This window comes from Mesorhizobium sp. SEMIA396 (genome assembly GCF_024518615.1).
Lineage (GTDB): Bacteria > Pseudomonadota > Alphaproteobacteria > Rhizobiales > Rhizobiaceae > Mesorhizobium.
The window spans coordinates 183,499-210,364 of sequence record NZ_JANIFC010000010.1 but is presented as its reverse complement, the minus strand read 5'-3'; the positions used below and the strand labels follow the sequence as shown (position 1 = coordinate 210,364).

23 protein-coding genes and 2 pseudogenes are annotated in these 26,866 nt (G+C 63.0%); 21 read left to right on the top strand and 4 right to left on the bottom strand.

Annotation, left to right across the window (positions count from 1 at the left end; genetic code table 11):
- Nucleotide 1: 1 nt before the first annotated feature.
- Genes NP503_RS23680 through NP503_RS23665 form a run of 4 tightly spaced genes read left to right on the top strand, consistent with a single transcriptional unit; the run spans nt 2 to nt 4,047 of the window.
- Nucleotides 2–895, top strand: coding sequence for an ABC transporter permease (locus NP503_RS23680; protein ID WP_236383062.1), 894 nt, complete (start codon nt 2–4; stop codon nt 893–895).
- Nucleotides 892–1,911 carry an ABC transporter ATP-binding protein gene (locus NP503_RS23675; protein WP_127268210.1) on the top strand — a complete coding sequence of 340 codons (1,020 nt, stop codon included), beginning with the start codon at nt 892–894 and terminating at the stop codon, nt 1,909–1,911. The genes NP503_RS23680 and NP503_RS23675 overlap by 4 nt, the downstream gene beginning before the upstream one ends.
- Nucleotides 1,908–2,924 carry an ABC transporter ATP-binding protein gene (locus NP503_RS23670; protein WP_127268211.1) on the top strand — a complete coding sequence of 339 codons (1,017 nt, stop codon included), beginning with the start codon at nt 1,908–1,910 and terminating at the stop codon, nt 2,922–2,924. The genes NP503_RS23675 and NP503_RS23670 overlap by 4 nt, the downstream gene beginning before the upstream one ends.
- Nucleotides 2,914–4,047, top strand: coding sequence for a succinylglutamate desuccinylase/aspartoacylase family protein (locus tag NP503_RS23665; protein WP_164749006.1), 1,134 nt, complete (start codon nt 2,914–2,916; stop codon nt 4,045–4,047). The genes NP503_RS23670 and NP503_RS23665 overlap by 11 nt, the downstream gene beginning before the upstream one ends.
- A 122-nt stretch (nt 4,048–4,169) precedes the next feature.
- Here the strand turns inward: NP503_RS23665 and NP503_RS23660 are convergent, their stop codons facing one another.
- On the bottom strand, nt 4,170–4,898 hold the full coding sequence (locus NP503_RS23660) for an SDR family NAD(P)-dependent oxidoreductase (RefSeq protein WP_127268213.1): 729 nt from the start codon (nt 4,896–4,898) through the stop codon (nt 4,170–4,172).
- 95 nt (nt 4,899–4,993) lie between these two features.
- On the opposite strand from NP503_RS23660, the gene NP503_RS23655 reads away from it, so the two are divergent.
- Both NP503_RS23655 and NP503_RS23650 read left to right on the top strand, forming a co-directional pair.
- Nucleotides 4,994–5,416 (top strand): helix-turn-helix domain-containing protein, encoded by a 423-nt coding sequence (locus tag NP503_RS23655; RefSeq protein WP_127268214.1) that lies wholly within the window; start codon nt 4,994–4,996, stop codon nt 5,414–5,416.
- 728 nt (nt 5,417–6,144) lie between these two features.
- Nucleotides 6,145–6,456 carry a DUF736 domain-containing protein gene (locus NP503_RS23650; protein WP_127268215.1) on the top strand — a complete coding sequence of 104 codons (312 nt, stop codon included), beginning with the start codon at nt 6,145–6,147 and terminating at the stop codon, nt 6,454–6,456.
- 44 nt (nt 6,457–6,500) lie between these two features.
- Here NP503_RS23650 and NP503_RS23645 read toward each other — a convergent pair whose 3' ends face one another.
- Complete coding sequence (locus NP503_RS23645; protein WP_127268216.1) at nt 6,501–7,877, bottom strand: PLP-dependent aminotransferase family protein; 1,377 nt, start codon at nt 7,875–7,877, stop codon at nt 6,501–6,503.
- 142 nt (nt 7,878–8,019) lie between these two features.
- Between NP503_RS23645 and NP503_RS23640 the strand changes: the two genes are divergently transcribed.
- The 7 genes from NP503_RS23640 to NP503_RS23610 are packed head-to-tail and all read left to right on the top strand — an operon-like array spanning nt 8,020 to nt 17,019.
- Nucleotides 8,020–9,339 (top strand): hydroxymethylglutaryl-CoA reductase, degradative, encoded by a 1,320-nt coding sequence (locus NP503_RS23640; protein ID WP_127270358.1) that lies wholly within the window; start codon nt 8,020–8,022, stop codon nt 9,337–9,339.
- A gap of 3 nt (nt 9,340–9,342) precedes the next feature.
- Nucleotides 9,343–10,350, top strand: coding sequence for an ABC transporter permease (locus NP503_RS23635; protein WP_127270346.1), 1,008 nt, complete (start codon nt 9,343–9,345; stop codon nt 10,348–10,350).
- A 37-nt stretch (nt 10,351–10,387) separates the two neighbouring features.
- Nucleotides 10,388–11,404: a sugar ABC transporter substrate-binding protein gene (locus tag NP503_RS23630; protein WP_164749005.1), complete on the top strand. Its 1,017-nt coding sequence runs from the start codon at nt 10,388–10,390 to the stop codon at nt 11,402–11,404.
- 13 nt (nt 11,405–11,417) lie between these two features.
- A complete protein-coding gene (locus NP503_RS23625; protein ID WP_127301982.1) occupies nt 11,418–13,532 on the top strand; it encodes an SMP-30/gluconolactonase/LRE family protein in 2,115 nt (704 codons plus the stop codon).
- Nucleotides 13,532–14,638, top strand: coding sequence for a strictosidine synthase (locus NP503_RS23620; RefSeq protein ID WP_127301983.1), 1,107 nt, complete (start codon nt 13,532–13,534; stop codon nt 14,636–14,638). Before NP503_RS23625 ends, NP503_RS23620 begins: the two co-directional genes overlap by 1 nt.
- Nucleotides 14,631–16,145 carry a sugar ABC transporter ATP-binding protein gene (locus tag NP503_RS23615; RefSeq protein WP_127270801.1) on the top strand — a complete coding sequence of 505 codons (1,515 nt, stop codon included), beginning with the start codon at nt 14,631–14,633 and terminating at the stop codon, nt 16,143–16,145. The genes NP503_RS23620 and NP503_RS23615 overlap by 8 nt, the downstream gene beginning before the upstream one ends.
- Complete coding sequence (locus NP503_RS23610) at nt 16,129–17,019, top strand: hydroxymethylglutaryl-CoA lyase (RefSeq protein ID WP_127270803.1); 891 nt, start codon at nt 16,129–16,131, stop codon at nt 17,017–17,019. Before NP503_RS23615 ends, NP503_RS23610 begins: the two co-directional genes overlap by 17 nt.
- 505 nt (nt 17,020–17,524) lie before the next feature.
- On the opposite strand, the gene NP503_RS23605 is transcribed toward NP503_RS23610, so the two are convergent.
- Nucleotides 17,525–18,361 (bottom strand): IclR family transcriptional regulator, encoded by an 837-nt coding sequence (locus tag NP503_RS23605; RefSeq protein WP_127327917.1) that lies wholly within the window; start codon nt 18,359–18,361, stop codon nt 17,525–17,527.
- 290 nt (nt 18,362–18,651) lie between these two features.
- Between NP503_RS23605 and NP503_RS23600 the strand changes: the two genes are divergently transcribed.
- The 8 genes and pseudogenes from NP503_RS23600 to NP503_RS33425 all read left to right on the top strand — a co-directional run.
- Nucleotides 18,652–20,199 carry an aldehyde dehydrogenase family protein gene (locus NP503_RS23600; protein WP_127270807.1) on the top strand — a complete coding sequence of 516 codons (1,548 nt, stop codon included), beginning with the start codon at nt 18,652–18,654 and terminating at the stop codon, nt 20,197–20,199.
- Nucleotides 20,200–20,303: 104 nt separating this feature from the next.
- Complete coding sequence (locus tag NP503_RS23595) at nt 20,304–21,584, top strand: aspartate aminotransferase family protein (protein WP_236383064.1); 1,281 nt, start codon at nt 20,304–20,306, stop codon at nt 21,582–21,584.
- Nucleotides 21,585–21,646: 62 nt separating this feature from the next.
- Nucleotides 21,647–22,816 (top strand): FAD-binding oxidoreductase, encoded by a 1,170-nt coding sequence (locus tag NP503_RS23590; RefSeq protein ID WP_127270694.1) that lies wholly within the window; start codon nt 21,647–21,649, stop codon nt 22,814–22,816.
- Nucleotides 22,817–22,855: 39 nt separating this feature from the next.
- Nucleotides 22,856–23,617, top strand: coding sequence for an amino acid ABC transporter ATP-binding protein (locus NP503_RS23585; RefSeq protein ID WP_127270696.1), 762 nt, complete (start codon nt 22,856–22,858; stop codon nt 23,615–23,617).
- Entirely contained in the window at nt 23,614–24,258 is a 645-nt protein-coding gene (locus tag NP503_RS23580) for an amino acid ABC transporter permease (protein ID WP_127270812.1), read from the top strand. Before NP503_RS23585 ends, NP503_RS23580 begins: the two co-directional genes overlap by 4 nt.
- Nucleotides 24,255–24,914, top strand: a complete 660-nt coding sequence (locus tag NP503_RS23575; protein WP_127270814.1) for an amino acid ABC transporter permease — start codon at nt 24,255–24,257, stop codon at nt 24,912–24,914. The genes NP503_RS23580 and NP503_RS23575 overlap by 4 nt, the downstream gene beginning before the upstream one ends.
- Before the next feature lie 38 nt (nt 24,915–24,952).
- Entirely contained in the window at nt 24,953–25,768 is an 816-nt protein-coding gene (locus tag NP503_RS23570; protein WP_164748881.1) for an ABC transporter substrate-binding protein, read from the top strand.
- A gap of 271 nt (nt 25,769–26,039) precedes the next feature.
- Nucleotides 26,040–26,235: pseudogene (locus NP503_RS33425) on the top strand (DUF932 domain-containing protein); the annotation flags it as partial.
- 77 nt (nt 26,236–26,312) lie between these two features.
- On the opposite strand, the pseudogene NP503_RS23565 reads toward NP503_RS33425, so the two are convergent.
- Nucleotides 26,313–26,426 (bottom strand): annotated as a pseudogene (locus NP503_RS23565) (conjugal transfer protein TraD); the annotation flags it as partial.
- Nucleotides 26,427–26,866 lie beyond the last annotated feature (440 nt).

Genomic DNA, 26,866 nt, shown 5'->3' with positions numbered 1-26,866 from the left:
CGTGTCCGAAGTTCAAGTCATTCGCGAGACGGTGGATAAAAGCCGTGCGCCGGGCGCGATCGCTATGTTCCTGCTGCAACTGCGTAAGTCGCCGCTCGGCCTGATGGGCGCCGTGCTGGTCGTGCTGATGGTGGCGAGTGCGGTCTTCGCCACCTGGATCGTACCTTACGATCCGATCAAGATCATGGTCGGTCCCCGGCTGGCGCCGCCGTCCCTGGATTTTCTCCTCGGCACCGACCACTTGGGCCGCGACGTTTTCTCGCGCGTCGTCATGGGCGGAAGGATTGCGCTGCTCGTCGCCTTCGTCTCGCTCAGCGCCTCGCTCAGCTTAGGGCTGGTGCTCGGCCTCATCGCCGCCTTCGGCCCGCGCTGGCTGGACAATCTTTTGCTGCTGGTTTTCGACACCATCCGCTCCTTTCCGGTCATCATCTTCGCGCTGGCGGTGGTGACGCTGCTCGGACCGAGCCTTGCCAGCGTCATCTTCGTCGTCGCGGTCACGTCGGTGCCGATCTATGCGCGCGTCGTGCGCACGCAGGCCCACGCGCTGCGCGAAAGCGAATTCATCACCGCAGAACGCGCTATGGGTGCCGGCCTCGTGCGCATCCTCGCCGTGCACGTGCTGCCCAACGTCATCGGTCCGCTACTGATCCTGGTCAGCATGGATGTGCCGCTGGTCATCACGCTGGAAGCAGGCCTGAGCTTCCTCGGCATGGGTGTGCGCCCGCCGACACCGGACTGGGGAACGATCCTCAGCGACGGCTACGGTTATATCCACAAAACGGTGTGGTTGGTGGTCGCCGGTGGCATCCCTATCGTCATAACCACTCTGGGCTTCACCTTCCTCGGCGAGGCGTTGCGCGACATCTTCGACCCCAAGCTTCGGAGAGACCTATGAACCGTGGCAGCCAAGCAGGACATCTCGCAAGCCGCAGTCCACTGCTGGCGATCCGCGGCCTCTCTCTCGATTTCGGCACGCCGCGCGGCCGCGCACATGCGCTGCGCGATGTCCATATCGACGTGCCGGCGGGCGAGGTGGTCGGCATTGTCGGCGAGAGCGGCTCGGGCAAATCCACGCTCGCCTACACAGTGATGGGGCTGCTGGCTGAGAATGCAGAGGTGGTGAACGGGGCGATCCTGTTCGAGGGACGCGACGTGCTCGGCATGGCACCGGCAGAGCGGCGCGGCCTGCTTGGCAACCGCATGTCGATGATCTTCCAGGATCCGATGACGGCGTTGAACCCGGTGCGCAGCATCGAGAGCCAGATGGTCGATGTCCAGCATCGCGAGGGCGGTTCGCGCGGCATCAAGCGCCAGCGTGCGGTGGACATGCTTCGCCGGGTCGGTATCCCGGACCCCGAAAGTCGTATCGGCGGCTATTCGCATGAATTTTCGGGCGGCATGCGCCAGCGCATCTGCATCGCCATGGCCCTGCTGGTGAAGCCGGCGCTGCTCATCGCGGATGAGCCGACGACTGCTCTCGATGCCACGCTGGAGGTGCAGATCATCCATCTGCTGAAAGAGCTGCAGAAGGAAATCGGCTGCTCGATCCTGTTCGTTTCGCACCATCTCGGCGCTGTCGCCGAATTCTGCGACCGGGTGGCGGTCATGTATGCGGGCGAGGTGGTCGAATACGGCACCGTGCGCGATATCTTCCGCCGGCCGGGGCATCCCTATACGCGCGCGTTGCTCGAATGCGATCCGGGACGGATCAGGAAGCGCACCCGTCAGTTGCCGACGATACCGGGCGAGGTGCCGAGCCTGCTCGGTACCCAGGCGGGCTGCATCTTCCGCCGGCGCTGCCCGCATGCCTTCGCCCGGTGCGCGGATGAAAATCCCGCCCCCCGCGCAATCGGCGCAGCGCACAGCGCGCGCTGCCATCTTCTCGACGACACACTGGCGGTTCCGGCATGAGCCCGCTGCTTTCGGTCGAGGACCTTCGCGTGCGCTTTCGCACCATGAGCCAGCTGAAGGCGTTCACCAGTGGCGTGAAGAACCCGTTCGTCGATGCCGTCTGCGGAGTGTCTTTCGAGATCCGCAGGGGCGAGACACTCGGTCTCGTCGGCGAGAGCGGTTCGGGCAAGTCCACCATTGCCCGTGCCATCATGGGGCTGCGTCCACCGACGAGCGGCTCCATACGTTTCGACGGCCAGGTGCTGAACGGTCTTGCCCCGGCGGATCGCAAGCTGCATCTTCGGCGCATGGCGATGATGTTTCAGGATCCGGTCGGATCGCTGTCGCCGCGGCTCACTGTCCGCTCTCTGCTGATCGAGCCGTTCCGTATCCACGGCATCACCATCCGCGATCCAGCGGCCGAGGTGGAGCGCCTGCTAAAGATGGTTGGGCTGCCCGCGGATTTCGGGCGGCGATATCCCCACCAGCTTTCCGGCGGCCAGGCGCGCCGGGTGGGCGTGGCGCGGGCGCTGGCGCTGGCGCCCGATCTTATTATCGCCGACGAACCGACGGCGGGGCTGGACGTGTCCGTCCAGGGCGAAGTTCTCAACCTACTTGGGCGTTTGCAGCAGGAGTTGGGCATCGCCATCCTCATCATCACGCACAATCTCAATGTCGTGCGCCACATGACCGACCGCATGGCGATCATGTATCTCGGCCGCTTCATCGAGGTCGGCTCGACCGACCGTATATTCGAGCAGCCTTGCCACCCCTATACGGAGGCGCTGCTGTCGGCCAATCCGGAACCCGATCCCGACGCCGCGCTCGACCGGATCGAGCTCAGCGGCGAAGTGCCGAGCCTGATGACGCGCCCTCCCGGCTGCGAGTTCCACACCCGCTGCCGCTATGCGCAGGACATCTGCAAAAGCGCATTCCCGTCCCGGACAACCGACCGCGAAGACCCCCGCCATGTCTTCAATTGCCACTTCCCGTTGTCGGAACGGGCGCTCGCCGGAGCCGTCAATGTCTCGTGAAATCCTCGATATTCCTCTCTCCAACGGCACGCCGGGCAGCCGCCACAGTGTGCGCATCATACGCTACGGTGCCGCCGCCGCCCGTCCCAAGGCCTACATCCACGCGGCACTTCACGCCGACGAGGCGCCCGGCCTTCTGGTATCACATCATCTGGTCGAGCAGTTGGACGCCGCCGATGCGCGCGGCGAAATCCGGAGCCAGATCGTCGTCGTGCCTTACGCCAACCCGCTCGGCCTGGCGCAGTTCGTCAATGGCGACCATCTCGGCCGTTACGACCTTGCCAGCGGCCGCAACTTCAACCGCAACTGGCCTGACCTTGCCCCCGAATTGATCGCCCGGCTCGGAAACCTGTTGGGAAGGGATGCCGACGCCAACAAGGCGCTGATCCGCGAGACGATCCGCGCAATCCTCGACGAACGCTGTGTCAGGCAACAGGTTGATTCCCTCTATACGGTGCTGGCGCGCGAAGCCTTCGATTCTGATCTCGTTCTCGATCTTCATTGCGACGACGAAGGGCTGATGCATCTTTTCGTGCGGCCGGAGATCGCGGCGGAACTGTCGGACATCTCGGGCGAACTCGGCTGCCGTGCCGTGTTTTCGCAGGGCGCCTCCGGCGGCTCGACCTTTGCCGAAGCAAGCGTCGAGCCGTGGTTGAAGCTCGCGGCGGCGTATCCCGACAAGCTGATACCGGTCGGCTGCATGGCAGCGACGGTCGAATTGCGCGGCTTCGTCGACATCGGCGACGAGATGGCCGCGACAGATGCGTCGGCGCTGCTGAATGTGCTGCGCCGCCGCGGCTATATCGCCGGTCAAGCACCCGCCGCGCCGCCGCTCTGCGACGTCACAGGCTTCGACGCCTGCGACGTGGTGCGCACGCCGGCGTTCGGCGTCATCGTCTACCGCGTCGAACTTGGCGAGCGGGTCACGTCCGGACAGCCGATCGCCGACATCGTCGCGCCCGCTGCGATTGGCGGCGATGCCCGTATCACCGTCCATGCGCGTACTGACGGCGTGGTCGTCACCCGCAGACTGAAGAAGCTGGTGGCGGCCAACCAAGTCATCGCCAAGGTAGCCGGCACCGAGCCGCTTTCCCATCGCAAGGGCTATCTTCTGGAGGATTGATAACATGTCGCTCGAAAGCTGCTCCGGTTTCGAGAAAACGACATGCATGCCTGTCACTGCGAGACACCGACCGGCATGAGCGCAACGGCGGCCGTCCAGGTTTCAGTGGTCGAAGGCGCACGTCACACCTGGGCCATGCCGCCATCGACGGCCAGTTCTGCGCCGGTTGTGAAACTGCTCTCGTCGCTGGCGAGGAAAACAACCGCGGCGGCCACCTCGTCAGGCCGGCCCATGCGCCCGAGAGGGATCATGCTGGAAAGCGCGTCTCGAATCTGTTGCGAGGCCCCGGCCATCATCGCCGTATCGGTCGGGCCGGGGCTGACGACGTTGACACGAATGCCTTTGGGAGCAAGTTCGTTGGCCCAGGTGCGGGTGAACGAGCGGACAGCGGCCTTGGTGGCGCCGTAGACGCCATATCCTTTGGTGCCGATGTCGCCTGCGATAGAGCCGATCAACACGATCGTTCCGCCTGGCTGCATGAGGTTGACGGCACCTTGTGCTGCGAAAACCAGAGAGCGCACATTCAGACCGAATGTCCTGTCGAAATGATCCTCCGAAATATCTTCAAGCGGGGCGTATTCGGAAAGGCCGGCATTCACAATGAGCACGTCGATACGCCCGCGTTCCGATCTGATCTGCTCGAATACACGTTCAAGATCCGCTCTGTTGCTTGCATCCGCCAGGACCGTCCGGATGCTGCCGGTGCCCGCCGCTTCCAAGGCGCCGTCCGCACCCTTGCGGCTGGTCGCATAGACCTGCGCTCCCTCACTGGCGAACCTTTGTGAAACTGCCCCGCCGATACCGCCGGCACCGCCGACAACCAGTGCGATCTTGTTTGCCAATCTGCTCATGTGAACTCCATCAAAAAGTGATGGCTCAAGATATATGCTCTATACCTACGGTCAATTACGCACTACAACTAGAGCAGATATCGAGGAGTATACCTATGTCCGCCGTGACTGAAGACTTGCCCGTCAAGGTCAGCCCACCCCGTCGTCCTAAGCCCGTGTCCGTCGAGGCGTTGATAGATGTGCAAAAGGCGCGGCCGGCACTTGAGCAGATCGCCAACAAGTGGTCGGTCCTGATTCTGACCGTTCTGTGCACTAGGCCGTCGAGATTCAACGAGATCATGCGGCGCCTGGACGGCATCACGCACAAGGCGCTCGCCGATGCGCTGAAGCGTCTGGAACGTAACGGTCTCATTCGCCGTGAAGTGCTGACGACGACGACGCCGGTCGGTGTCGAATACACGATCACTTCGCTCGGCCACTCCCTTCGGCAACCGTTCGAGGCGCTTTACGAATGGTCGATGACCTACGGGCCGGAACTCGAGCGCGCGCAAGACGAATACGACCGCGTTCGAGACTGATCACGTCCCCGGCCAGGCAGGCTTCTATTGCTCTGACGACACCCTGATAAAGGCCAGGAACGCCAAGGTAACAGCCGTTCGCATTCAGTTCTCCCCCAAGTTAAGGCCTGACCTTACACGGCAACTGCCGGTTTCGCATCCTGTCGCTCTGAGTTTACCTGCGGCTGATCGAGCCAAACAACTACTCCCCAGAATGAGGAAATTACTATTATGGCGCATGGACTTCTACGACCCCGTGCGTGCCGCGCCTAATCTGGCGGCGTCCATTCTCTCCCATCGACCGCTGATGACGATTCAGCCCAAAGATTAGAGAAATCGGACGTCCCTTCTTCACCGGGTGAAGTGGGACCAACACCGCCCACGGGCGGGAGGAAGCGTCCTTGACCGAAATAGAGAAGCGCAGCGGAGCAAGCGACAGTGGCCGGGACTGATCTTAGCCACTGTGGCATTCCTTCCGCGTATTCTGTCCAAGCTACGCCCACGGCGTCCTCGAATGGATTGGGTCTGACTGAAGACCGCCTTCGCTTCGGCTCGATCGTCTTCCCGTAACGACGTCGCTGCGTTCTCTTCCCCTGGTCGCTGCGCGTCCATTCCTCGGCGGCCCAAGAAAGCCTCGCGCCGCCGTTACTTCGTTTCAGCCCCTTCGGGATGCAGACCGATCGTCTCCGGCCTCACGACCACCATCGAGAGATGGGTGCGGCCCGAGAAAAACAGAAGGAACCACCACGATGGCTACGGTCGGCACATTCTCGCGCACCGCGAACGGCTTCTCCGGTTCGGTCAAGACCCTCAACCTCAACGTCAAGACTGTGACGTTCTCTCCGGTCGATGGCGACAATGAAAAGAGACCCGACTTCCGCATTTTCGCTGGCGCCCCGAGTTCGGGACGGCCCTGGAAGAAGACCTCGCGCGAGAGCCGCGACTACCACTTCGTCAAGCTCGACGATCCCAGCTTCCCCGCTCCGATCTACGCGAGCTTGGTCGAGACCGACACCGGGGGCGACTTCTCGCTCATCTGGTCACGACGCGCCGCGGAGTGATCCGTCAAGCACTAAGCCCGCCGCAAGGCGGGGCTTTGTCCTGTTCAAGTCCGCCGATGCCTAAGCTCTGCCAGCATGAAGTCAAAAAAATGAGGATCCGAGGCCCAGGCGATGTTGACGCGGATGCCTGCCTTGGCAGGTTGGCGCTCCGGCGAAAACACGGTACCAGGTGCGATAAAAATCCCCTGGCGAGCGCCTTCCCGGGCGAGGGCGATGTCATCGACATACTCGGGAAGCTCCAGATAGACGTAGTATCCACCTGTCGGCTCGGCAAAGAGCTTAAGACCCATCTTCTGAAGGCGGGGAACGACCGTCTCGGTGGCCTGCTGCACACGCTGCGCCAAACGCTTGAGGTGGCGCCGATAGTGACCTTCACTGATCAATCCATGGATCAACCGCTCAATGTGTCCTGAGCTGTTGACTGTCGTCAGCATCTTCAACTCGGCAAGGGAAGCGATAAGGTCGGGGCGCGCGGCGATATAGCCGCAGCGCAGGCTGGCCGACAACGTCTTGGCAAAGGTGCGCACGCAGATGACGTTCCGCAACTGGTCGAGAGGCGCAAGGCCAACGCCACGGACCGTCGGCAGGTCGACGAACGGGTCGTCCTCGACCACCAGCATGTCGCAGCGCGCGGCGATCGTCAGGATCGAGTGAGCCGTCGGCAGGTTGGTCGAGCTGCCGGTTGGATTGTGCGCAAGCGATTGTGTGAAGAACAGCTTCGGACGCTCGCGCTCGGCCTTGCCGGCGAGATCGTCGAGGTCCGGACCGGTCGGCGTCCGCTTCACGCCGATCATGCGGATCTGCGCCAGCTTCAGCTTGGCGAAAAGCGGGTAGTAGCCGGGGTCGTCGACCAGCACGGTATCGCCGGCGACGAGGAAGCGGCGTATGATCAGGTCCAGTGCGTGGTTGGCGCCGAATGTCAGCAGGATCTGGTCCGGGCTCGCCTGCACCTCGCGCTCCATGAGGTCGAAGGCGAGGCGCTCGCGCAGCGCCGGCAGGCCCATCGCCGAACCATAGCCGTCACTGCTGGACCTCTGGTGCCGGCCGAGCAGCCCGAGATGGCGGCGCACTTCCGATTCCTCCATCCATGAGGCGGGCGGCCGCCCGTCACCGACGCGGATCGAAAAGCTCTCCTCCAACTGCGCATTGAGCAGCGAGGCGATGTCGACCGCTTCCGCGACATGGCGGGGACGCTCGCTCGGCGTCTGCCGGCGACGCTCGGCGACCATGAAGCCGGCGCCGGGCCGCGAAAACGCGATGCCCGCGGATACCAGCCGGTCATAGGCATCGACGATGGTGTTCTTGGAAACGTCGAATTGCTCGGCGGCCTTGCGTATCGACGGAAGCTTGGCGCCGACGGTAATCGAGCCGGTCTCGATGCGCCTTCTGATCTCTGCCGCCACGGCCTCGGCGCGCGTCATCCCAGAACATCCTCCGATGGGCTGCGTGCCCTGATATGGACTGGTACAGTTTGTCGCTGTTTCCTGTAGCTGTACCTTGATAGATGGTATCAGTTAAACGATAGCTGCCTCAACGACAAGCATTCGCAGGGAGGCGATCGTGATGGTGGCTGTCCAGGACAGCGGTGTCGAGCCGCGGCTGAATTCCCGCATCGAGAAATTCCGCGACCTGTCGCCGGCCGATCGCCTGGCGACGGTCGGCGACGCCGCTCGTCTTGGGCAGGCGGATCGCGATGCCTTGCGCGGCGGCGTCCTGCCGCTCGATCTCGCCAACGGCATGATCGAGAATGTGGTCGGCACCTTCGAGATTCCGCTCGGCGTCGCCACCAACTTCACCATCAACGGTCGCGATTACCTCATCCCGATGGCGGTGGAAGAGCCGTCGGTGGTCGCCGCCGCCTCCTACATGGCGCGCATCGCCCGCGGTTGCGGCGGCTTCGAGACATCGAGCACCGCACCGATCATGCGGGCACAGGTGCAGATACTCGGTCTGTCCGATCCGCACGGCGCACGCGCCAGGCTGCTGTCCGCCCGCGACCAGATCATCGCCGCCGCCAACGAGAAGGACCGGGTGCTGATCGGCCTCGGCGGCGGCTGCCGCGAGATTGAAGTGCAGGTGTTCGAGGAGACGCAAGTCGGACCGATGGTGGTGCTGCATCTGCTCGTCGACGTGCGCGACGCGATGGGCGCCAACACGGTCAATACCATGGCCGAGGCAGTCGCACCGATGATCGAGCGCATTTCGGGTGGCACCGTCCGGCTGCGCATCCTCTCCAACCTGGCCGACCTCAGGCTGGCGCGGGCGCGGGTGCGGCTGACGCCGAAGGCACTGGCGACGAAGGAGTTCACCGGCGAGCGTATCGTTGCCGGCATCGTCGAGGCCTGTTCGCTGGCGATCGTCGATCCTTACCGCGCGGCCACGCACAATAAGGGCATCATGAACGGCATCGATCCAGTCGTCGTCGCGACCGGCAACGACTGGCGGGCGATCGAGGCCGGCGCCCACGCCTGGGCGGCGCGCGGCGGCCGTTATACGTCGTTGAGCCGCTGGGAGATCGACGCCGCCGGAAACCTCGTGGGGACGCTGGAAATGCCGATGGCGCTGGGCATGGTCGGCGGCGCCACCAAGACGCACCCGGCCGCGCGCGCAGCGCTGAAACTCCTCGGCGTGACCACGGCGCAAGAGCTTGCCGAGGTCACCGTCGCGGTCGGGCTGGCGCAGAACATGGCGGCGCTCAGGGCGCTGGCAACCGAAGGCATCCAGCGTGGACACATGGCGCTGCATGCCCGCAACATAGCCATCGTGGCGGGCGCGAGCGGCGCGAATATCGATGCGGTGGCAAAGGAACTTGCGGCGGATCACGATGTGCGCGTCGATCGCGCCAGGGAAATCCTGCTCAGACTGGGCAAAGAGGAGGCCTGAGCGGTGAGCGAGGCAGCCGCACGCGGAAATCAGGCTCGGCTTTCCAGCCTGCTCAAAAGCCAGGAAGGCATCGTGCTGGTGCTGGCGGTGCTGGCCTTCGTGCTGTTCTCGTTGCTGCTGCCGTCCTTCTTCAGCCCCGGCAACATCCTAGCCCTGATCAGAAGCGTCTCGATTCTCGGCATCCTGGCGCTGGGAATGGCGCTGGTCGTCATCGCCAGGGGCATCGATGTCTCGATGATCGCAACGATGGTGGTGTCGGTGTCCTGGGCCTTCGTGATCGCCCGCTCGGGCTATTCGCTGGAATTCGCGCTGCTGATCGGCGCGCTGTTCGCGGTGGTCGCCGGCGTGCTGATCGGGATGCTGATCGCTTTCGGCGAGGTCGCGCCGATCTTCGCGACGCTTGCCGCCGGCTCCGTCATCTACGGCCTTGGCCGAACCTTCTTCTTCACGCTGGAGATGCAGAATGTGCCGCCAGGCGCCGAATGGTTCTCGCTGATCGGGCAGGGCCGCATCCTCGGCGTCCCGGTGACGGTGGTGGTCTTTGCCATGCTTTGCCTGGCGCTGCATCTGGTGCTCAGCCGCACGCGGTTCGGCTGGCAGACCTATGCCATGGGCAACAATCCGGGCGCCGCCAGGATCACCGGCATTTCCAACCGGCCGATGATCGTCGCGCAATATGCGATCAGCGCGCTGATCGCCTACGGCGCCGGGCTGGTGCTTGCCTCGTCGGCGTCGGCGATCAACGCCCGGCTTTTCAATTCGACGATGATCTACGACATCCTTCTGGTCGTCGTGTTGGGCGGCATCGGCCTGAATGGCGGCCACGGCAAGGTTCGCAACGTCATTCTGGGCACGATCTTCGTCGGCATCCTGCTCAACGGCATGACGATCATGAACATCGCCTACACGATCCAGAACCTGGTCAAGGGCGTGGTCCTGCTTCTGGCCATCGTCATCGACTCGCTCGTCAACCCACGCGACGAGCAGACGTCCCAGCAAGGGGATCTCTGACACCAATTTCAACGCCAAAATGCAATGGGAGGAAACCATGCGACTTCTGAAAACGACAAAGTGGCTGGCCGCGGCCTGCATCGCGCTTGCCGGTATCGTCACCGCCAGCGCCCAGGACAAGGGCCTGGAAAATCCGCGCTCGACGACGTTCCACAAGACGCTGGAAGGCAAGAAGGTCGTCTTCCTGCCGCTGTCGATGGGTTTCGACCTGACCGAAGGCTGGGCGGCGGTGATGCGCCAGCAGGCCAAGCGCCTCAAGTATGATTTCGAGATCCGCGACCCCGCCTGGAGCACCGACGCGGGAACCCGCGCGCTGCAGTCGCTGATCAGCGAGAAGCCGGACCTGATCGTCGCGCACAATCCCGACATCCAGTCCTACGCCCGGTTGCTGGCTCAGGCGCAGGCCGCCGGCATCAAAGTTGTGCAGATCAACCTGGAATCGAACACCCAGACCGATTCGTATGTCGGCGCCGACTGGACCGAGATCGGCGAACAGGCGGCGCAGGCCGTGGTCGACAAATGCAGCCCCGGCAAGGGTGCTTCGACCAAGGTCGCTATCGACACCGGCGTGCCGACGGCGGCATCCGACGTGTTCCAACTCGACGGCATCTACCGTGTCTTGAACCAGCATCCCGACATCCAGGTCGTTTCGCAGCAGGCCACCGAATACAATCCGGAAAAGGCGCGCTCGATCATGGAGACCGTGCTGCAACAGCATCCGGATCTTTGCGGCGCCATCGGCATCTGGGACAATCAGGACACCGGCACGGCGTCTGCGATCCAGCAGGCCGGCAAGGGCGACCAGGTCTTCCTCGTCACAAGCGGCGGCGGCAACAGGGTCGGCTGCGAGAATGTCGAGAAGGGCCTGTTCAATCTCTACATCAGCTACAACGTGCCGCTGCAGGGCGAAATCCTGAATGCGGAGATCGCAAGGCTGCTGCTCTCCGACGGTACCGCCGGCGAGACCAAGACGCTCTATTTCAATCCGCTGACGCAGATCACCAAGGCCAACGTCAACCAGCGCAATTGCTGGACGCTGGACGATCTGAAGTAGGGAATCCTGACTTATGGCCACCAGCGATGCGCTTTCACGGCTGCGGTACCGGCTTTTGCCGGACCGCCTGTTCGGCGAATTGCTGACCAAGAGCTGGATCGACAACGTCATTCCGGCATTGGCGCTGGTGGTCACGATCCTCGTCATGACGTGGATCATCCCTGGCTATTTCTCGGTCGGCAACCTTACCGATCTCGCCCGCCAGGTGTCGGAATTCGGCCTGATCGCACTGGCGCTCACCATCGTCATCCTCTCGGGCGGCATCGACCTCTCGGTCGGCTCGATGTTCGCGCTATGCGTGCTTGCCGCCCTGGTATCGATGAACGTTGCCGGCCTGCCGGTCGGCGTGGCATTGATCGCGACGCTAGCCACGGGCCTCGTCTGCGGGCTGCTCAACGGGGTGCTGATCGGCTATCTCAGGCTGCGCGCCTTCATCACCACTCTGGTGACACTGGTCATCTACCGGGCGCTCTACGACATCATCTTTCCCCGGCTTGCCAGCGCGATCGTCGGCTCGATGCCGGTCTCCCCGACCTGGGACCTGATCGGCTTCGGCACCTTCTACGGCCTGCCCGTCTCCTTCGCCATTTTCGCCGTCATCGCCCTTGGCGCGCATATCGTCCTGTCAAGGCTAAGGCCAGGATGGCGGTTGCGCGCCGTCGGCGGTGCGCGCCGCTCCGCCTACAATGCCGGCATCAACGTCAAGCTGACGGTTTGCCTCGCCTATGTCGCATCGGGCCTGCTGACCGCGATCGCTGCCTTTCTGTTTTCCGCCCGGCTCGGCAGCACCGGCGCCGACACCGGCATAGGGCTGGAGATTTCCGTATTGACCGCCGTGGTGCTTGGCGGCGTTTCGCTGGGTGGCGGCCGCGGTTCGGTCGGCAATGCGGTGATCGGCTCCATCCTGGTGCTGATCCTGACCAGCGGCCTCATCCGCCTGTCGATGCCCGGCTCGGTCAACCAGCTGATCCTCGGTCTGGTGCTGATCGCCGCCGTGCTGTTCGACGCCAAATGGGTGAAGAACCGCGGCAAGCTGTTGAGCAAAGTCTATGTCTCGCCGACCTATCTGAAGCTGCCGAATTTGACGCCGCCGACCGGAACCGACGTGCTTGCCGTCAATGACAGGCTTGGCGCGGCGGAGCTCATAGGGCTTGGCGCGGTCGAAGGTCCCGAGGACGTCGTCCTCGACCGCGACGACAATCTCTATACCGGTACGCGGCACGGTACGATCGTCCGTTTCCTCGCGCCCGACTATGCGCGCAGCGAGGTCTTCGCCCGTATCGGCGGTCATCCGCTGGGGCTGGCCTTCGCGCCGAACGGCGACCTGCTCACCTGCATCGGCGGCATGGGCGTCTACCGCGTCTCGCCGGACGGGACGGTGGCGAAGGTCACCGACGAAACCAATCGCAGCCTGCTGTCGGTGATCGACGATTCGCGGCTGCGGCTTCCCGACGATCTCGACATCGCGCCGGACGGGCGCATCTTCTTCAGCGAAGCGACGATCCGCTACGAAATGTCTGAATGGGCGGTCGATGCGCTGGAGGGCAGGGGCAACGGCCGGCTGATCTGCCACGATCCGAGGACCGGCTCGACCCGCACCATATTGCGCGGCCTGATCTTTCCCAACGGCGTCACCATTTGCCGCGACGGCCAGTCGCTGCTCTTTGCCGAGACATGGGCGTGCCGCATCAGCCGCTACTGGTTCGACGGACCGGACAAGGGCAAGCGTGAAATCTTCCTCGACAATTTGCCAGGCTATCCCGACAATCTCAACCGCGGCTCCGACGGAACCTACTGGATCGCGCTGCTCGGCATGCGCACCAGAACCTTCGATCTCGCCATGCGCAAGCCGGGTTTTCGCCGCCGCATGGCCAAGCGGATCGCCGCCGACGAATGGCTGTTCCCCAACATCAATCGCGGCTGCGTGCTGCGCGTGTCGGAAACCGGCGAGATCATCGACGCGTTGTGGGACGAGGCCGGCGAAAACCATCCCTCGATCACCTCGACCTGCGAGCACAAGGGCTGGCTCTATCTGGGCGGCGTCTCCAACAACCGCATCGGCCGCGTTCGCATCGAAGGCGCCGATCCGCAATGGACGGCGCATGACGATTACTGGGGGAAGCGCTGATGGCGGGGTTAGGCACGTTCGTCCGCCGGCTGTTTTCGGCTGATGATGCCGGCATCAGCGTGCCGGCCATGGACGGCGTCTTCAAACCGGACAACCGTCTGGAAGAGGCGGAGCGGCTGCTGTCGCTTCCCGCCATCGACAATCTCGTTGCGTCGCCAGCGAGACTGCTGTGCAGCAGCGGCAACACGCTCTTTCGGATCGACCTTGGGAGAGCGGGCGCTTCGGCGGTCGCAATAGCGGAGTTCGCGGCGCCGATCAGCTTTGTCGCATCCGCGCCCGATGGCCGCCTTGCCGTCGGCATCGAGGGTGAGGGCCTGCAAATCGGGCAGCCGGGCACCTGGAGGCGCATCGGCTTGCCAGGCGGCGTGGCGTCCTGCCTCACCGCCGGGGTCTTTACCGTGGATGGCTCGCTCTACCTGTGTGTCGGCTCGCGCAAGCATCCGGCGCGCGACTGGAAGCGCGATCTGATGGAGGGCGGCAGCAGCGGCGTCGTGCTCGCCATCGATCCGGACAGCGGCTCCCAGCGTGAGCTTGCAGCCGGATTGGCATTTCCCAACGGCGCGGTCATGCTCGGCAACGGCCGTCTGGCGATCAGCGAAAGCTGGCGCCATCGTATCGTCGCCCTTGATCCGAAATTACCGCATCCGGTGGCGATCCTGGAAAATCTGCCCGCCTATCCGTCGCGCCTGTCACCCGCTTCCGATGGCGGCTTCTGGATGGCGCTGTTCGCGCCGCGCCGCCAGCTTCTCGAACTGGTGCTGCGCGAGGACGATTATCGCCGCGAGATGATGGCGACGATCGATCCCGGCGAATGGATCGGGCCGGAACTCGCCGGATCGGCGCGGCCGGACCAGCCGCTGAGCCAGGGCTCGGTCCGGCAGATGGGCGTGCTGAAGCCGTGGGCGCCATCGCGCTCCTACGGCCTCGTCGCGCGCTGCGACGACAGCGGCCGGCCCAGCGAAAGCTGGCACAGCCGCGCCGACGGCAGCATGCATGGCGTCACCTCCGTCTGTGAGCATGGCGGCAGCGTCTACGCCGCATCGCGCGGCTCCGGCACGCTGCTGCGCCTGCCCGGCACGACATCCGGTGGAGCCCGGCATGGCTGATCCCCACGCGACCGAGATCGTCCGGTTCCGCAAGGCCACCAAGGCGTTCGCCGGCAACGCGGCGGTGCGCGACGTCGATTTCACGCTGCGGCAAGGCGAGGTCCATGCGCTGCTCGGCGAGAACGGTGCGGGGAAGTCGACGTTGACCAAGGTGCTGGCCGGCCTCTATCCGCTGACGTCGGGCGAGATGCTGATTGACGGCAAACCGGTTGGCTTTTCCTCGCCCGCCGATGCCATGAAGCACGGCATCGCCATGGTGTTCCAGGAAACCAATCTCATCCCGTCGATGAATGTCGCCCAGAACATCTTCCTCGGCGAAGAGAGCTTCTTCAACCGGTTGCGCGGCATCAACATCAAGGCGCAGCAGCATCTGCAGCGGCTGAACTTCCATGTCGAGCCGACCGCGCTGGTGTCAACGCTCGGCGCCGCCAAGAAGCAGATGGTCGAGATCGCCCGCGCGGTTCACCACAAGGCCCGCATCTTCATCTTCGACGAGCCGACGGCGACGCTGACGCCGGAGGAAAAGCAGCACTTCTTCGCCCTGGTCGAGCGGCTGAAAGGCGAGGGCGCTTCCATCATCTTCATTTCACACGCGCTGGAAGAAGCGCTGTCGATCGCCGACCGCATCAGCGTGCTGCGCGACGGCGCGCTGATCGTCACCGACGATGCGCGCAATCTCACCCGCGAGAAAATCGTCCAGGCGATGGTTGGCCGGCAACTGACCGATACGCTCTATGGCGACGATGCCGCCAAACGCGTCGCGCGCCGCCCGGGCGAAAAGGTGCTGGCGCTCGAGAACGTCTCGATGGGTAAGGCGGTGCGCAGCGCCACGCTGTCGGTCTTTGCCGGCCAGGTGACCGGGCTGTTCGGCCTGGTCGGTGCCGGCCGCACCGAAATGATGAAGATCGCGGCGGGCGTTTTGAAGCGTGACTTCTTCCATGGTGGCCGCATCACGCTGCGCGGCGAGGTGGTGCACTTCCGCGTGCCACGGCAGGCCGTGCGGCGCGGCGTCGCCTATATCACCGAGGACCGCAAGCTCGACGGCCTATTCGATACGATGGACATCGCCCAGAACGTATTCCTCGGCAAGCTGGCCAAGGGCTCCAATCCGGTCTCGGTAATCGGCCTTGGCGAAGCGCGCCGGCAATCGGCCGAATGGATCGAGACGATGAAGGTCCGCACGATCGGCGCCAATGCTCGGGTGGTCGAGCTTTCCGGCGGCAATCAGCAGAAAGTGGTCATCGCCAAATCGCTAATCCAGGCGCCGTCGCTGATCATCTTCGACGAGCCGACGCGTGGCGTCGATGTCGGCGCCATCGCCGAGATCCATCAGATTATCGAGCGGCTTGCCGATGCGGGCGCGGCCGTCGTCGTTATCTCGTCCTATCTGCCTGAAATCCTCAATCTGTCGGACCGCATACTGGTGGCGCGCCAGGGCCGTATCGTCGAGGAGATGACCATCGACGAGGCCTCCGAAGAAAAGATCATGTATGCCGCCGTCCATTGAATCGCCCGGTGAGGATCGGCAGGCCACGATCGTCGAAGTCGGTCCGCGCGACGGCCTGCAGAACGAAAAGCGGCTGGTCTCGACCGGGCAGAAGCTGCGCCTGATCGGCATGCTGGCCGATTGCGGCTTCGCCCGCATCGAGGCGACGGCTTTCGTCTCGCCGAAATGGGTGCCGCAGATGGCCGATCATGATGAGGTCATGCGGCGCGCTGTGCGGCGCCCGGGGCTTATGCTGTCCGCGCTGGTGCCCAACGAGCAAGGTGCGCGGGCCGCGATCTCGGCCGGCGCGCAGGAACTCGCGGTCTTCACCAGCGCCTCCGAGACGTTTTCGAAACGAAACACCAATTGTACCATCGAGGAAGGGCTGGCTCGTTTTGTGCCAGTGATCGCGCTGGCCGCCGAGCATTCCTTGCCGGTGCGGGGCTATGTCTCCTGTGCCGTCGATTGTCCCTATGAAGGCCCGATCGAACCCGGCGCGGCCGCGAGAGTCGTCGCGCGCCTGCGCGATCTCGGCTGCGCCGAAATCGCCGTTGCCGACACGATCGGCAGGGCGACACCCGAGCGCGTGCATGCCATGGTGCTGGCAACCCTCGAAGAAGCAGAGGCTGCGCGGCTGGCCGGGCATTTCCACGACACCGGCGGCCTGGCGCTCGCCAACGTCGATACCGCCTGGGACCTCGGGCTCAGGGTGTTCGATGCCGCTGCCGGCGGGCTAGGCGGCTGTCCCTACGCGCCCGGTGCGGCCGGCAATCTTCGCAGCGGCGCGCTGGTGGCGCACCTTGCGTCGAAAGGGATTTCCACCGGCATAAATCGCGAATTGCTGGCCGGCATCGAAACCATGCTTGCCGAGGGTAAGTTTTTCGCCGAGCCATAAAACCACGACAACCCCGCAGCAAGTTTGCCTGAAATCAGTGCCGTCCCGATCTTCGGGGCTGGCGTCTCGGAAAATGCGACACGAGCTATATATTGCTGCCTTGGCTGCCCGCTCGGCTTTAGCAAAATTTGACGAGGCATCGAATTTTTGGCGCGCGTGCCGCCCTTGTTGTTAACGTCAGTACCAATGCCCCGATCGCCTTCACACCGAATGGAGAGTGTCGGCGATCGTTCCCATCAGGTTCTGTATGTCGATCCGCATCGACTGATTGATCGCTTTCGGCCAGGTCGACAGCTTCACGCCGACGAAATCGCGCTGGTGGTCGATGTAGATTATCTGCCATCCGAGCAGCTACTCTGAATGCAATGGGCGAGCCTCCAAGGTTTCTATTGGGTGGTTCTCAGAGGGATGGAGCCGGACATTCACTTCCGTCGAGAACATATCGCGAACTACAGGTTCAAAGCGCAACATCTCTTCGCGCGATGACCGGCCTCTCAGCACCGACCTATCGCTGATCCGCTGCAGCACTCTTTGCGGCCAAAGCCGATCCGTTGTAGGCGTGCATCTGCGCCAGCTTTGCCATGCGCTGGGCGGCTTCTGCGAGCGCCGAGCAATGCTGCTTGAAGTTTTGCTCTATGATCTGACCGTAGGGTCCCGTAAGTCCCACCGCGTACATCACCTCACCGCTCGTCGGCCTTATCGGAAATGCGATCGAGCCCAGGCCCGGAACATGCTCGGCCAGGTCCATGGCATAGCCCTGCTGCCGAACCTCCGCCAATTCCCTGGTCAACTCCGCGATCTTCGTTTTAGTCCGATCGGTATAGCTGCGCAGCTCGGTCGCCAGGATCCTGTTCACGGTCTCCTGCGGATGAAACGCAAGGATCGCCTTGGCCGAAGCGGTCGCATTTACAGGCATGGCCATACCCGGCATGACATAGGTCCGGACCGGAGTGTCGGGCGCGACGCAGGTGACCGAGCGCACCTCGGTACCGTCGAACTTCGACAGGAACGCCGACTGGCCGGTGCGGTCGGCCAAATCCTGAAGCGGTCGCTGCGCGAGCGTCGTCAGCCAGCCGCTATCCGGAGACATCTGTAGCAGCTGCAGCAAGCGATCGCCGAGGCGGTATGTCCGATTGCGAACGCTCTCGGCGGTGATCATCCCGCTTTCGATCAAGGCATGCAGCAGCCTGTTGATCGTGGTTTTGGGCAGTCCAAGCGTCGTTTCGAGCTCGATCGCCGTCAAGCCATGCTCGAACGGCGCGACCGTTTCCATGATCGAGATGTAGCGCTCGAGGGGACTGTCCTTGGCGCTCGGCTTCTTCGATTTCGTATTCAAGGGCACCTACGCCGATCTGACAATTGCGACTGCAAGAAGGTTATCGTTCAAAACAGACGTGAGGGGCAAGGTCGGTCTCTCGTTATCCCGCCGCGCCTCGAGTCCGAGGGGCTCCGTAGAATAGCCGAACGGCCGCACGCCCTCGGCTGTCGGGCTCCGCTAGGTAACCCGAACCCGAAACCTCCTCACGAATAATACCGAAATTCGGTATTATTTCCATTTTATGGGCCCCTCGATTGACTCGCAAGCCAAATCCTGATTATCGGGATAAATACCGATTTTCGGAGGAACTTGAAATGGCTGAACTCCCGCGTGTGACCTACTCGAACATCGGGGTGGATTTTTCCCCTGTTCACGCTCACCTCGATGCAATGATCCCGGATTTCGAGAAGAACACACTGGGTCGCGAGTGGTCGACGCCGTTTGCGACCGGCGCTCGGAAAGAGATCCTGAGCCCTATCGACAAGAAAATCTCTCTCGGCAAGTTCCCGGTTTCAATCCCGTCAGACGTCAAGTGCGCGATCCAGGCAGCCCGGGCCGGCGCGAAGGCCTGGAACCGTTCGACGCTGGACGATCGCCTTGCATTCGGCGCTCGCTGGCGAGAGGCACTTGCGGAGCGGAAATATGACCTCGGTTTGGCGGCGCTCTACGAGATCGGAAAGTCCCGCATCGAGGCAGTCGGCGAAGCCGAGGAATGCCTCGACATGGTCGAGTACTACGCATCGGAGATGAAGGCGAACAACGGGTTCGTCCGGCCCATGAACGTGTTGGTCGAAAACGAGACTGCTACGAGCGTCATGAAGCCCTATGGCGTCTTCGCGGTCATCGCTCCTTTCAACTTTCCGCTCGCCTTGTCGATCGGCATGGTCACGGGTGCGCTGTTGACAGGCAATGCGGTGGTCTACAAGCCGTCGCCGGGTTGCGCGCTGACCGGACTGCTGATTGCCGAAACGCTTCGCAAAGCGGGCTTGCCCGAAGGTGTTTTCAACATCGTGCTTGGCGATGGAGAGGTGGGGCGCCTTCTTGCCACCGACAACGGCATCGACGGCGTTGCATTCACCGGCTCCCATAAGACCGGCATGAGCATCTTCCGTCATATGGCAACGCTGCCCCACATGAAGCCCGTCATCGCCGAAATGGGTGGCAAGAACCCCGCCTACGTGACGAGCAAGGCCGACCTCGACCGCGCGGCGCAGGGGGTGGCGCGCTCCGCTTTTGGCCTGCAAGGCCAGAAGTGCTCCGCATGCTCGGTCGTGTATGTCGACGAGAAGGTCAAGGCGGAATTCATCGAGAAACTGGTAGCGTTCGCTGGAAAGCTGGTGGTCGGAGATCCTCGTAAGGCCGAGACCTTTATGGGCCCTGTCTATGGCGACGCCACAGTCGGCCGTTTCCAGGCAGCGCTGTCGGAAGTCGAGGGCAAAGGCAAGGTGCATTTTGGGGGCGCCGCCCTGGGCCAGGGATTTGCGAACAACTACGTCCTGCCGACGGTCGTCGAACTTGATGGTCCGGGCCGGCTGACCCGCGACGAACTCTTCATGCCTTTCGTGGTCGTCCGCGGTTTTGATAGTCTCGATGCCGCGATCGAAGAGGGCAACGACATCGCCTACGGATTGTCGGCCGGCATCTTTACCAACGACCAAAAAGAGTTGCGTCACTTCCTCGACACCGCCGAAGCGGGGGTTCTCTATGCCAACCGTGCGAGCGGCGCAACGACGGGTGCATGGCCAGGCGCGCAGCCATTCTGCGGCTGGAAGGGCACCGGGGTCAGCGGCAAGGGCGGTCTCGGCTCCTGGTTCCTGCCACAGTACCTGCGCGAGCAGAGCCACACGATCATGACCAAGTGATCGAAAGAGGTCGCGCCCTTCGTCGCGGCCATCCAAGACTGTCTCCTTCATCGGTTTACAAGATTATGCGCCACTATCCAGATTCAATGCCGAAGTCCCGCGAGATGTTCGAACGGGCCCGCAAGGTCATGCCGGGAGGAAACACCCGGACAACGGTCTTCATCGACCCGTTTCCGATCTATGCCCAGCGCGGCGAGGGCTGCCGCGTCTGGGACGTCGATGGAAACGTCTACTACGACTGCATCAACAATTTCACGGCCATGATCCATGGCTACGGCCATCCCGCCGTCACGGCCGCGGTGGTGGACCAGATGCCCCGGGGATCGGCTTTCGGAGCGCCCACCGAGAGCGAACTTGATCTTGCTGAACTGTTGGTGGAGCGCCTCCCGTCAGTCGAGCAGGTTCGCTTCGCCAACTCCGGCACGGAAGGCGTCATGATGGCGATCAAGGCGGCTCGGGCGTTCACCGAGCGGTCGAAGATCGTCAAGATCGAAGGTGCCTACCATGGCTCCTACGACTTCGCGGAAGTCAGCCTGGACAGTTCGCCCGCCAACTGGGGCGACATGCCTGCCTCAACGGCATACGCGAAAGGCACGCCGAAGGGAGTTCTCGATGATGTCATCGCGGTGCCGTTCAACGATACGGAGGCGCTGCGTGCCGTCTTCGACGCGCATGGCGACACGATAGCGGGTGTTCTGATCGACCCGATGCCGAACCGCGCCGGACTTATTCCCGCGCGAAAGGATTATCTCGACGCGATGGTCGAGATCGCTCATGCCGCCGGCTCGCTGGTGATCTTCGACGAGGTGATCTCGCTCCGCCTTGGCTATTCGGGGGCGCAGGGCCTGTGGAGCATCACGCCCGATCTGACGGCTCTCGGCAAGATCATCGGCGGAGGATTCCCGGTCGGCGCCGTCGGCGGCCGCGCCGACGTGATGGCGGTGTTCGATCCAACACAAGGCAAGCCCGCATTGCCGCATGGCGGCACCTTCACCGCGAACCCGGTGACGATGCGAGCCGGTCTGGCGGCGATGCGCGCGTTGACCCCGGCTAGCTTCGCGCATCTGGACGCTATCGGCAGCCTGCTTCGCGAGGGCATCACGGCCTCGCTTGCTCGCCATGGCCTCAACGGGCAGTGCGTCGGTCTCGGCTCGCTCTTCAAAGTTCATTTCACGGCGTTGCCGATCACGGACTACCGGTCAGTCTATCCGGGTGCGTCCGTACGCATGAAACTCGACCTGTTCCACAAGGGTCTGCTCGACCGCGGCGTGCTTTCGGCGAGTTACGGACTCTTCGCGCTTTCCACCTCCATGACCGAGGAAGACGCACGCGAGATCCTTTCCGCAATCGACGGCGCCCTCGCAGCAATCGCTCCGAAGCAATGACGTAGCGCGTCCAGCGCCGGATCCATCCGGCACGGGACGACGCAGCAACAGATGGAAGTCACATGACAGCTTCTCCTCACGTCGTCGTCATCGGTGCGGGTACCCTCGGTATGTGTTCTGCGCACGCGCTCGCGGAACAGGGCGCTCGCGTCACCGTCATCGACGCACAATCCATTGCGTCAGGATCCAGCGGCCGCTCGGTCGGGGTCGTTGGGACACAGCTCACGGATCCGTTCGAGATACAGCTGCGCATGCAATCGGTGCAGCGCGTCCGCCGGTGGCAAGAGCGCCTCGGTCTCGGCTTCAGCCCTATCGGCTACCTGCGTCTGGCGCGCACCTCCGAGCAGATGGAACTGTTCGCCCGCTCGGTGGAGATCCAGCGCGATGCCGGCTTCAGATCCAGGGTCTACCAGGCGAACGAGCTTCAGCAACTCGTGCCGCACTTGAGTTCAGATGGGCTCGAAGGCGGCATCTTCGGGCCGGACGACGGCTTCCTCGATCCCCACGAAATGTGCACGCTGCTGGCGCAACAGGTGAAGAAGCTCGGCTCCGAGGTGTTCCAGTTCCGCAAGCTGCTTGGTGCCGCGCGGACATCCGGTGGCTATCGGTTGGACACCAGCAAAGGGCCGATCGGCTGCGACTTCGTCGTGAATGCGGCAGGCGCCTGGGCGCCACGCGTTGCCGAGATGCTCGGACAGACGCTGCACATCCACCCCGAGCGCCACGAGGCGCTGACAATCCACTTGGACGCGCCGCTCCCGTACACAATGCCGATGGTCATGGATCTGGTGAACGGGCAGGGCACCGGACTCAACTTTCGGCACGAGAAAGCGGGCGAGCTCATCGCCGAGATACACAAGGTAAGTTCGCCGTCGCCCGAAGATCCGGACAACTACAACGAGCAGTGCGAGGAAGGGTCCAAGGTCATGCTGGCCGAGATGCTGATCGAACGCCTGCCTGATCTGCCGGGCGCCCGGCTCGGCCGGGGCTGGGCAGGCCTCTACCCTGTCACCGCCGACCACCGTCCCTATGTCGGACCAGTCGATCAGTCGGAGCCCGGTCTGATCACCGCGGCCGGTGCGGGCGGCTACGGGATTCAGCTTGCGCCGGTGATTGGGCTGATCGTCGCAGACTGGGTGCTCAAGGGCTCTCCCGCATCGATCCCAGGCACCGAAAGTCTCGCTCCAACTCCGGAAAGAAACGTTCCGGGCACACATACTGCGGCGGCTTGACCAGTGGGACACCGGCGTTAGCGCAAGGACAAAGAAGCCATGCCCGAGGCAGAAAATATCGTACGCATCAAGAACATCAACGTGATCTATGGCGGCCATCACGCCGTGAAGAACGTCTCGCTCGACATCACGCGCGGCGAGGTCGTGGCGATCGTCGGACCCAGCGGCGCGGGGAAGAGCACGCTGCTGCGCGCGATCAACATGCTCGAACAGCCGTCATCCGGCACCCTTGAAGTGGGTGCCATCCGGTTTTCGGTCGACCGCAATCTGTCCGCCGGAGAGCTGCTGAGGCTCCGACGTTCCACCGGGATGGTTTTCCAGTCCTTCAACCTGTTTCCGCACATGACCGTGCAGCGCAACATTTCGCTGCCGCAGATGCGGGTTCTGGGGCGCACCAAGGAGCAGGCGGACGCGCGCACCGCCCAATTGCTCGAACGCGTACACCTTACGGACAAGGCGCAAGCCTATCCGGCGCGCCTGTCGGGTGGCCAGCAGCAGCGTATCGCGATCGCACGCGCCCTGGCTCTTGACCCCAAGGTGATGCTCTTCGACGAACCCACGAGCGCCCTGGATCCCGAACTCGGGCTTGAGGTGTTGGCCGTGATGCGCGAGCTCGCCCAGGAAGGCATGACAATGATCATCGTCACGCACGAGATCGCCTTTGCCGCAGACGTCGCCGACCGCGTAATCGTCATGGCTAATGGAGAGATCATCGAGCAGGGTCCGCCTGATGCCGTGATCCGCAATCCGTCGTCGCCCCGCACGCGGCAGTTCTTCCGTGCCGTGGTCGATCGCAGATGATCGACCTGCTGGTTTCACTGCTCAGAGGCGTTCCGGCCACGCTGCTGGTGACCTTCGGCGCTTTCGGAGTCGGGGCCATCGCAGCCATGCCGCTGGTGCTGATGCGACGTTCCCGGTTGCTTCTGCTAAGCGCGCCGGCGCGCCTATACATCGACGTTGTCCGAGGAATCCCGCCGATCGTCTGGCTGTTCATTATTTTCTTCGGATTGGGCAGCGGAGTGATCGTTCTCAGTTCATATCAGGCTGCCATCCTGGGCATGGGGTTGGTATCAACGGCCTATCTCGCTGAAATCTATAGGGGTGGCTTCCTGGCCCTCTCGAAGGGCCAGCGGGAGGCGTCCACGGCGCTCGGTATGTCGCGCCTGGATACGCTGCGCTATATCCTGGCGCCGCAGGTCCTGCGCGTCTCGGTTCCACCCATGGCGACCTTCCTTGTTAGCCTGCTCAAAGACACGACCGTGGCCTCCACGATCGGTGTCCGCGACGTGATGATGTACGCATCGCAGCAGGCTCAAGGCGGCGGCGGCAGCTTCGCGCCGTTCATTTTCGCCGCGCTTCTCTACATCGTGCTGTCCATACCCGTTGTCGTGTTGGCACGCGCCGTGGACGGGCGGCTGCGCTCAAGGGGGCAAGCGAAATGAGCGAGATGCTGGCTAACTGGCTGGACTGGTCGCCCCAGCTTTTCCAAGGAGCTATTGTCAGTCTTCAGTTGGCGGGCCTGGCGCTGCTGTTCGGATTGCCTATCGGCCTCGTTCTTGCGCTTGCCTCTTCCTCTGGAAACAGGCTCGTCCGCTATTTCGCGGTGGTATTGGTCGAGATCGGGCGTGGTGCGCCTGCACTCGTCGTCCTGCAGATGGTCTACTATGGATTGCCTGCTTCCGGGATGACCGTAAGTGCCTTCACCTCTGGCGTGATTGCGTTGGCGCTAACGACAGGCGCCTACACCAGCGAGATCCTTCGCGCCGGTCTGAACGCGGTTCCGCATTGTGAGATCGAGGCGGGCTGGGCGCTCGGCATGACCCGCCGGGACATCCTGCGCTTCGTAGTGATCCCCCAAGGAATCCTGTTCGCAATACCCGCACTGATGGGCTTTGCCATTCTCATCTTCCAGGCGACGGCCCTTACATACACGATCGCCATCCCCGAACTTCTGGCGCGCGCCTATCGCGTGGGTGCGGCCACCTACCTCTACCTCGATGTCCTGATCTTGGCGGGCCTGTTCTATCTCGCCATCACCGTCCCGTTCGGGTGGCTGGTCTCGTACACCGAACGTAGGCTGGGCAGCCATCTCGGCTGACCTGCAATCAAAAACCATCAATGTCAGAGGAGAGCACAGTGAAAAATTGGAGTAAGATTATCTCGGCCGCGGCCATTGCTACGGCCTTGGGTGCCAGCGTCGCGTCCGCACAGGATTGCAAGCCGCAGCACGTTTTCGAAACCGTGTCAGCGGGCAAACTCACAGTCGCGCTTACCAACACCGCTCCGTATTCGCTCGAAAAAGACAGCGGCATCGCGGGTATCGACGGCGATCTCGTGAAGCGTTTTGCCAAGGAGAACTGCCTGGAGATCGCTTATGAGATCTTCACATATCCAGGCGCGGTTTCCGCAGTTCAGTCGCGGCGCGCGGACATCGCGCTTGGCGGCTTCTATCGTACCGCCGCCCGCGCGAAGGTCGTCGCTCTGTCTACGCCGGTCTATCTCGACCAACTGTCCGTCACCTCGACCAACGGCATTGATACTGTCGATGGTCTGCTGGGCAAGAAGGTCGGCACCGTTGAAGGATATTTATGGGTCCAGGACATGGAGAAGCTTTACGAAGGCTCCAAGACCTATCCGTCGTCGCTGAACCTCGCGCAGGACCTTCATGCCGGTCGTATTGAGGCGGCGCTCGACGGCTTCGGCTCCGCTGTCATTCAGAACGAAGGACAGAATTATAAGGTAAATGCGCTGAAACAAGATCCGCGCATCGATGCGACCATGAACCCGTCGCAGACCGCCTTCCTGCTGGACAAGAGCAACGAGGATCTTGCGAAGGCCGTTGACACGTCCCTAGAAGCTTACCGCAAGGATGGCGCGATCGCGGAAGCGCTCAAGGCTTACGGGCTGGATCCGTCAGCCGCAGATGTCGGTGGCGCCCGCGTCATCGAGTAAGCCGCTGGTATGAAGGGCCGCTCCGCCTGTGCCTCCCGTTTTTAGGAAGAAAACCGAGCGAGGCGGGCGGCCTGGACGTTTGCTGCGCGGCTGCGATCCGAGCGTGTGCTAAATGCCTGCCGTCGACTACGTCGCCGCCGATGCCTACATCAATTCGGACGACACTGGCGACTGTCAGCTCGCCGACCTCATCCAAGGCGAGGAGCTTCCCTCGCTTTACGCCCGTTCCTGCTGTGCAGAGCAGTGCCGCTGGCTCGCACCTTGGCTATAGAGCTTCTATCAACGCGCAGTGTGCATGATCGCATCTGTGGGGCGCGGGAGGTTTCGAGGGGAACACGATCTGGCATTTGAAGTTTGCTCCTAGGGCAGCGCCTGCTTTGACGAGCTTCGCCAACTCAAGTCTTGCGCCCTTCCGAGAGAAGATTGTCGCCGGTAGTGACGAAGAGCGCGAAAACTTATTGCGCAAGCTTGACTGCGGCGCTGGCGCACCGGCGGAAGTCTGCTGTTCGGGCTTCGTGCTGGCCGTTGCTCGCGCCAACCGTGGCTAAGTTCGCCGTCCCATCCACTCTTCACGCCGTTCAGCATCGAACGCCTGCCGACCCTTCGCGGCCCATAGATCTCGTGCATGCTCGCCTTCAGCGCTCTGCAATTTGTCGGCCGCCTATCCCGCTGGTTGCCTTTGCCAACGAGGCCAAGCCTCTTCAGGGCGATCCGCGCGAGATCAACCGGTTCGACCTTGACGGGCAGCCCGTGCACCGCAACGGCATGAGCCAGAATGAGTTTTACGAAACCGATGTCGATGCCTAGCGTCATCGGTCCAGCACCTTGGGCAGCCCGGTCACGGCCGAAACGAATGAGCCGTTCGCGATCGAGAGCCGCGATGTTGCACTTGCCGAGATGTCTTTGGAGCATAGCGAGGGCTGCGGCCTTGGAGCGGCGAGGGGACTTGCCTATATCGCACATGTCGTCGATATGAAGGTCGATGAGTTCGCCGAAGGTTTTCAGGCGCGCTGTTCGAGACTTTGCCGGTGTCTCACCGCGATCGACTTGGCGCTCGGTTTCGTCGCCCAGCGGCGTGCGTCGTCTCGGCGCAGGAAG

Bases quoted from the DNA above. Each gene is read 5' to 3' on its own strand.
- NP503_RS23585 (WP_127270696.1), top strand. From the start codon at position 22,856: ATGCCCGAGGCAGAAAATATCGTACGCATCAAGAACATCAACGTGATC.
- NP503_RS23675 (WP_127268210.1), top strand. From the start codon at position 892: ATGAACCGTGGCAGCCAAGCAGGACATCTCGCAAGCCGCAGTCCACTG.
- NP503_RS23595 (WP_236383064.1), top strand. From the start codon at position 20,304: ATGTTCGAACGGGCCCGCAAGGTCATGCCGGGAGGAAACACCCGGACA.
- NP503_RS23615 (WP_127270801.1), top strand. From the start codon at position 14,631: ATGGCTGATCCCCACGCGACCGAGATCGTCCGGTTCCGCAAGGCCACC.
- NP503_RS23625 (WP_127301982.1), top strand. From the start codon at position 11,418: ATGGCCACCAGCGATGCGCTTTCACGGCTGCGGTACCGGCTTTTGCCG.
- NP503_RS23665 (WP_164749006.1), top strand. From the start codon at position 2,914: ATGTCTCGTGAAATCCTCGATATTCCTCTCTCCAACGGCACGCCGGGC.
- NP503_RS23650 (WP_127268215.1), top strand. From the start codon at position 6,145: ATGGCTACGGTCGGCACATTCTCGCGCACCGCGAACGGCTTCTCCGGT.
- NP503_RS23610 (WP_127270803.1), top strand. From the start codon at position 16,129: ATGCCGCCGTCCATTGAATCGCCCGGTGAGGATCGGCAGGCCACGATC.
- NP503_RS23620 (WP_127301983.1), top strand. From the start codon at position 13,532: ATGGCGGGGTTAGGCACGTTCGTCCGCCGGCTGTTTTCGGCTGATGAT.
- NP503_RS23660 (WP_127268213.1), bottom strand. From the start codon at position 4,898: ATGAGCAGATTGGCAAACAAGATCGCACTGGTTGTCGGCGGTGCCGGC.
- NP503_RS23645 (WP_127268216.1), bottom strand. From the start codon at position 7,877: ATGACGCGCGCCGAGGCCGTGGCGGCAGAGATCAGAAGGCGCATCGAG.
- NP503_RS23670 (WP_127268211.1), top strand. From the start codon at position 1,908: ATGAGCCCGCTGCTTTCGGTCGAGGACCTTCGCGTGCGCTTTCGCACC.
- NP503_RS23590 (WP_127270694.1), top strand. From the start codon at position 21,647: ATGACAGCTTCTCCTCACGTCGTCGTCATCGGTGCGGGTACCCTCGGT.
- NP503_RS23575 (WP_127270814.1), top strand. From the start codon at position 24,255: ATGAGCGAGATGCTGGCTAACTGGCTGGACTGGTCGCCCCAGCTTTTC.
- NP503_RS23600 (WP_127270807.1), top strand. From the start codon at position 18,652: ATGGCTGAACTCCCGCGTGTGACCTACTCGAACATCGGGGTGGATTTT.
- NP503_RS23640 (WP_127270358.1), top strand. From the start codon at position 8,020: ATGGTGGCTGTCCAGGACAGCGGTGTCGAGCCGCGGCTGAATTCCCGC.
- NP503_RS23630 (WP_164749005.1), top strand. From the start codon at position 10,388: ATGCGACTTCTGAAAACGACAAAGTGGCTGGCCGCGGCCTGCATCGCG.
- NP503_RS23580 (WP_127270812.1), top strand. From the start codon at position 23,614: ATGATCGACCTGCTGGTTTCACTGCTCAGAGGCGTTCCGGCCACGCTG.
- NP503_RS23655 (WP_127268214.1), top strand. From the start codon at position 4,994: ATGTCCGCCGTGACTGAAGACTTGCCCGTCAAGGTCAGCCCACCCCGT.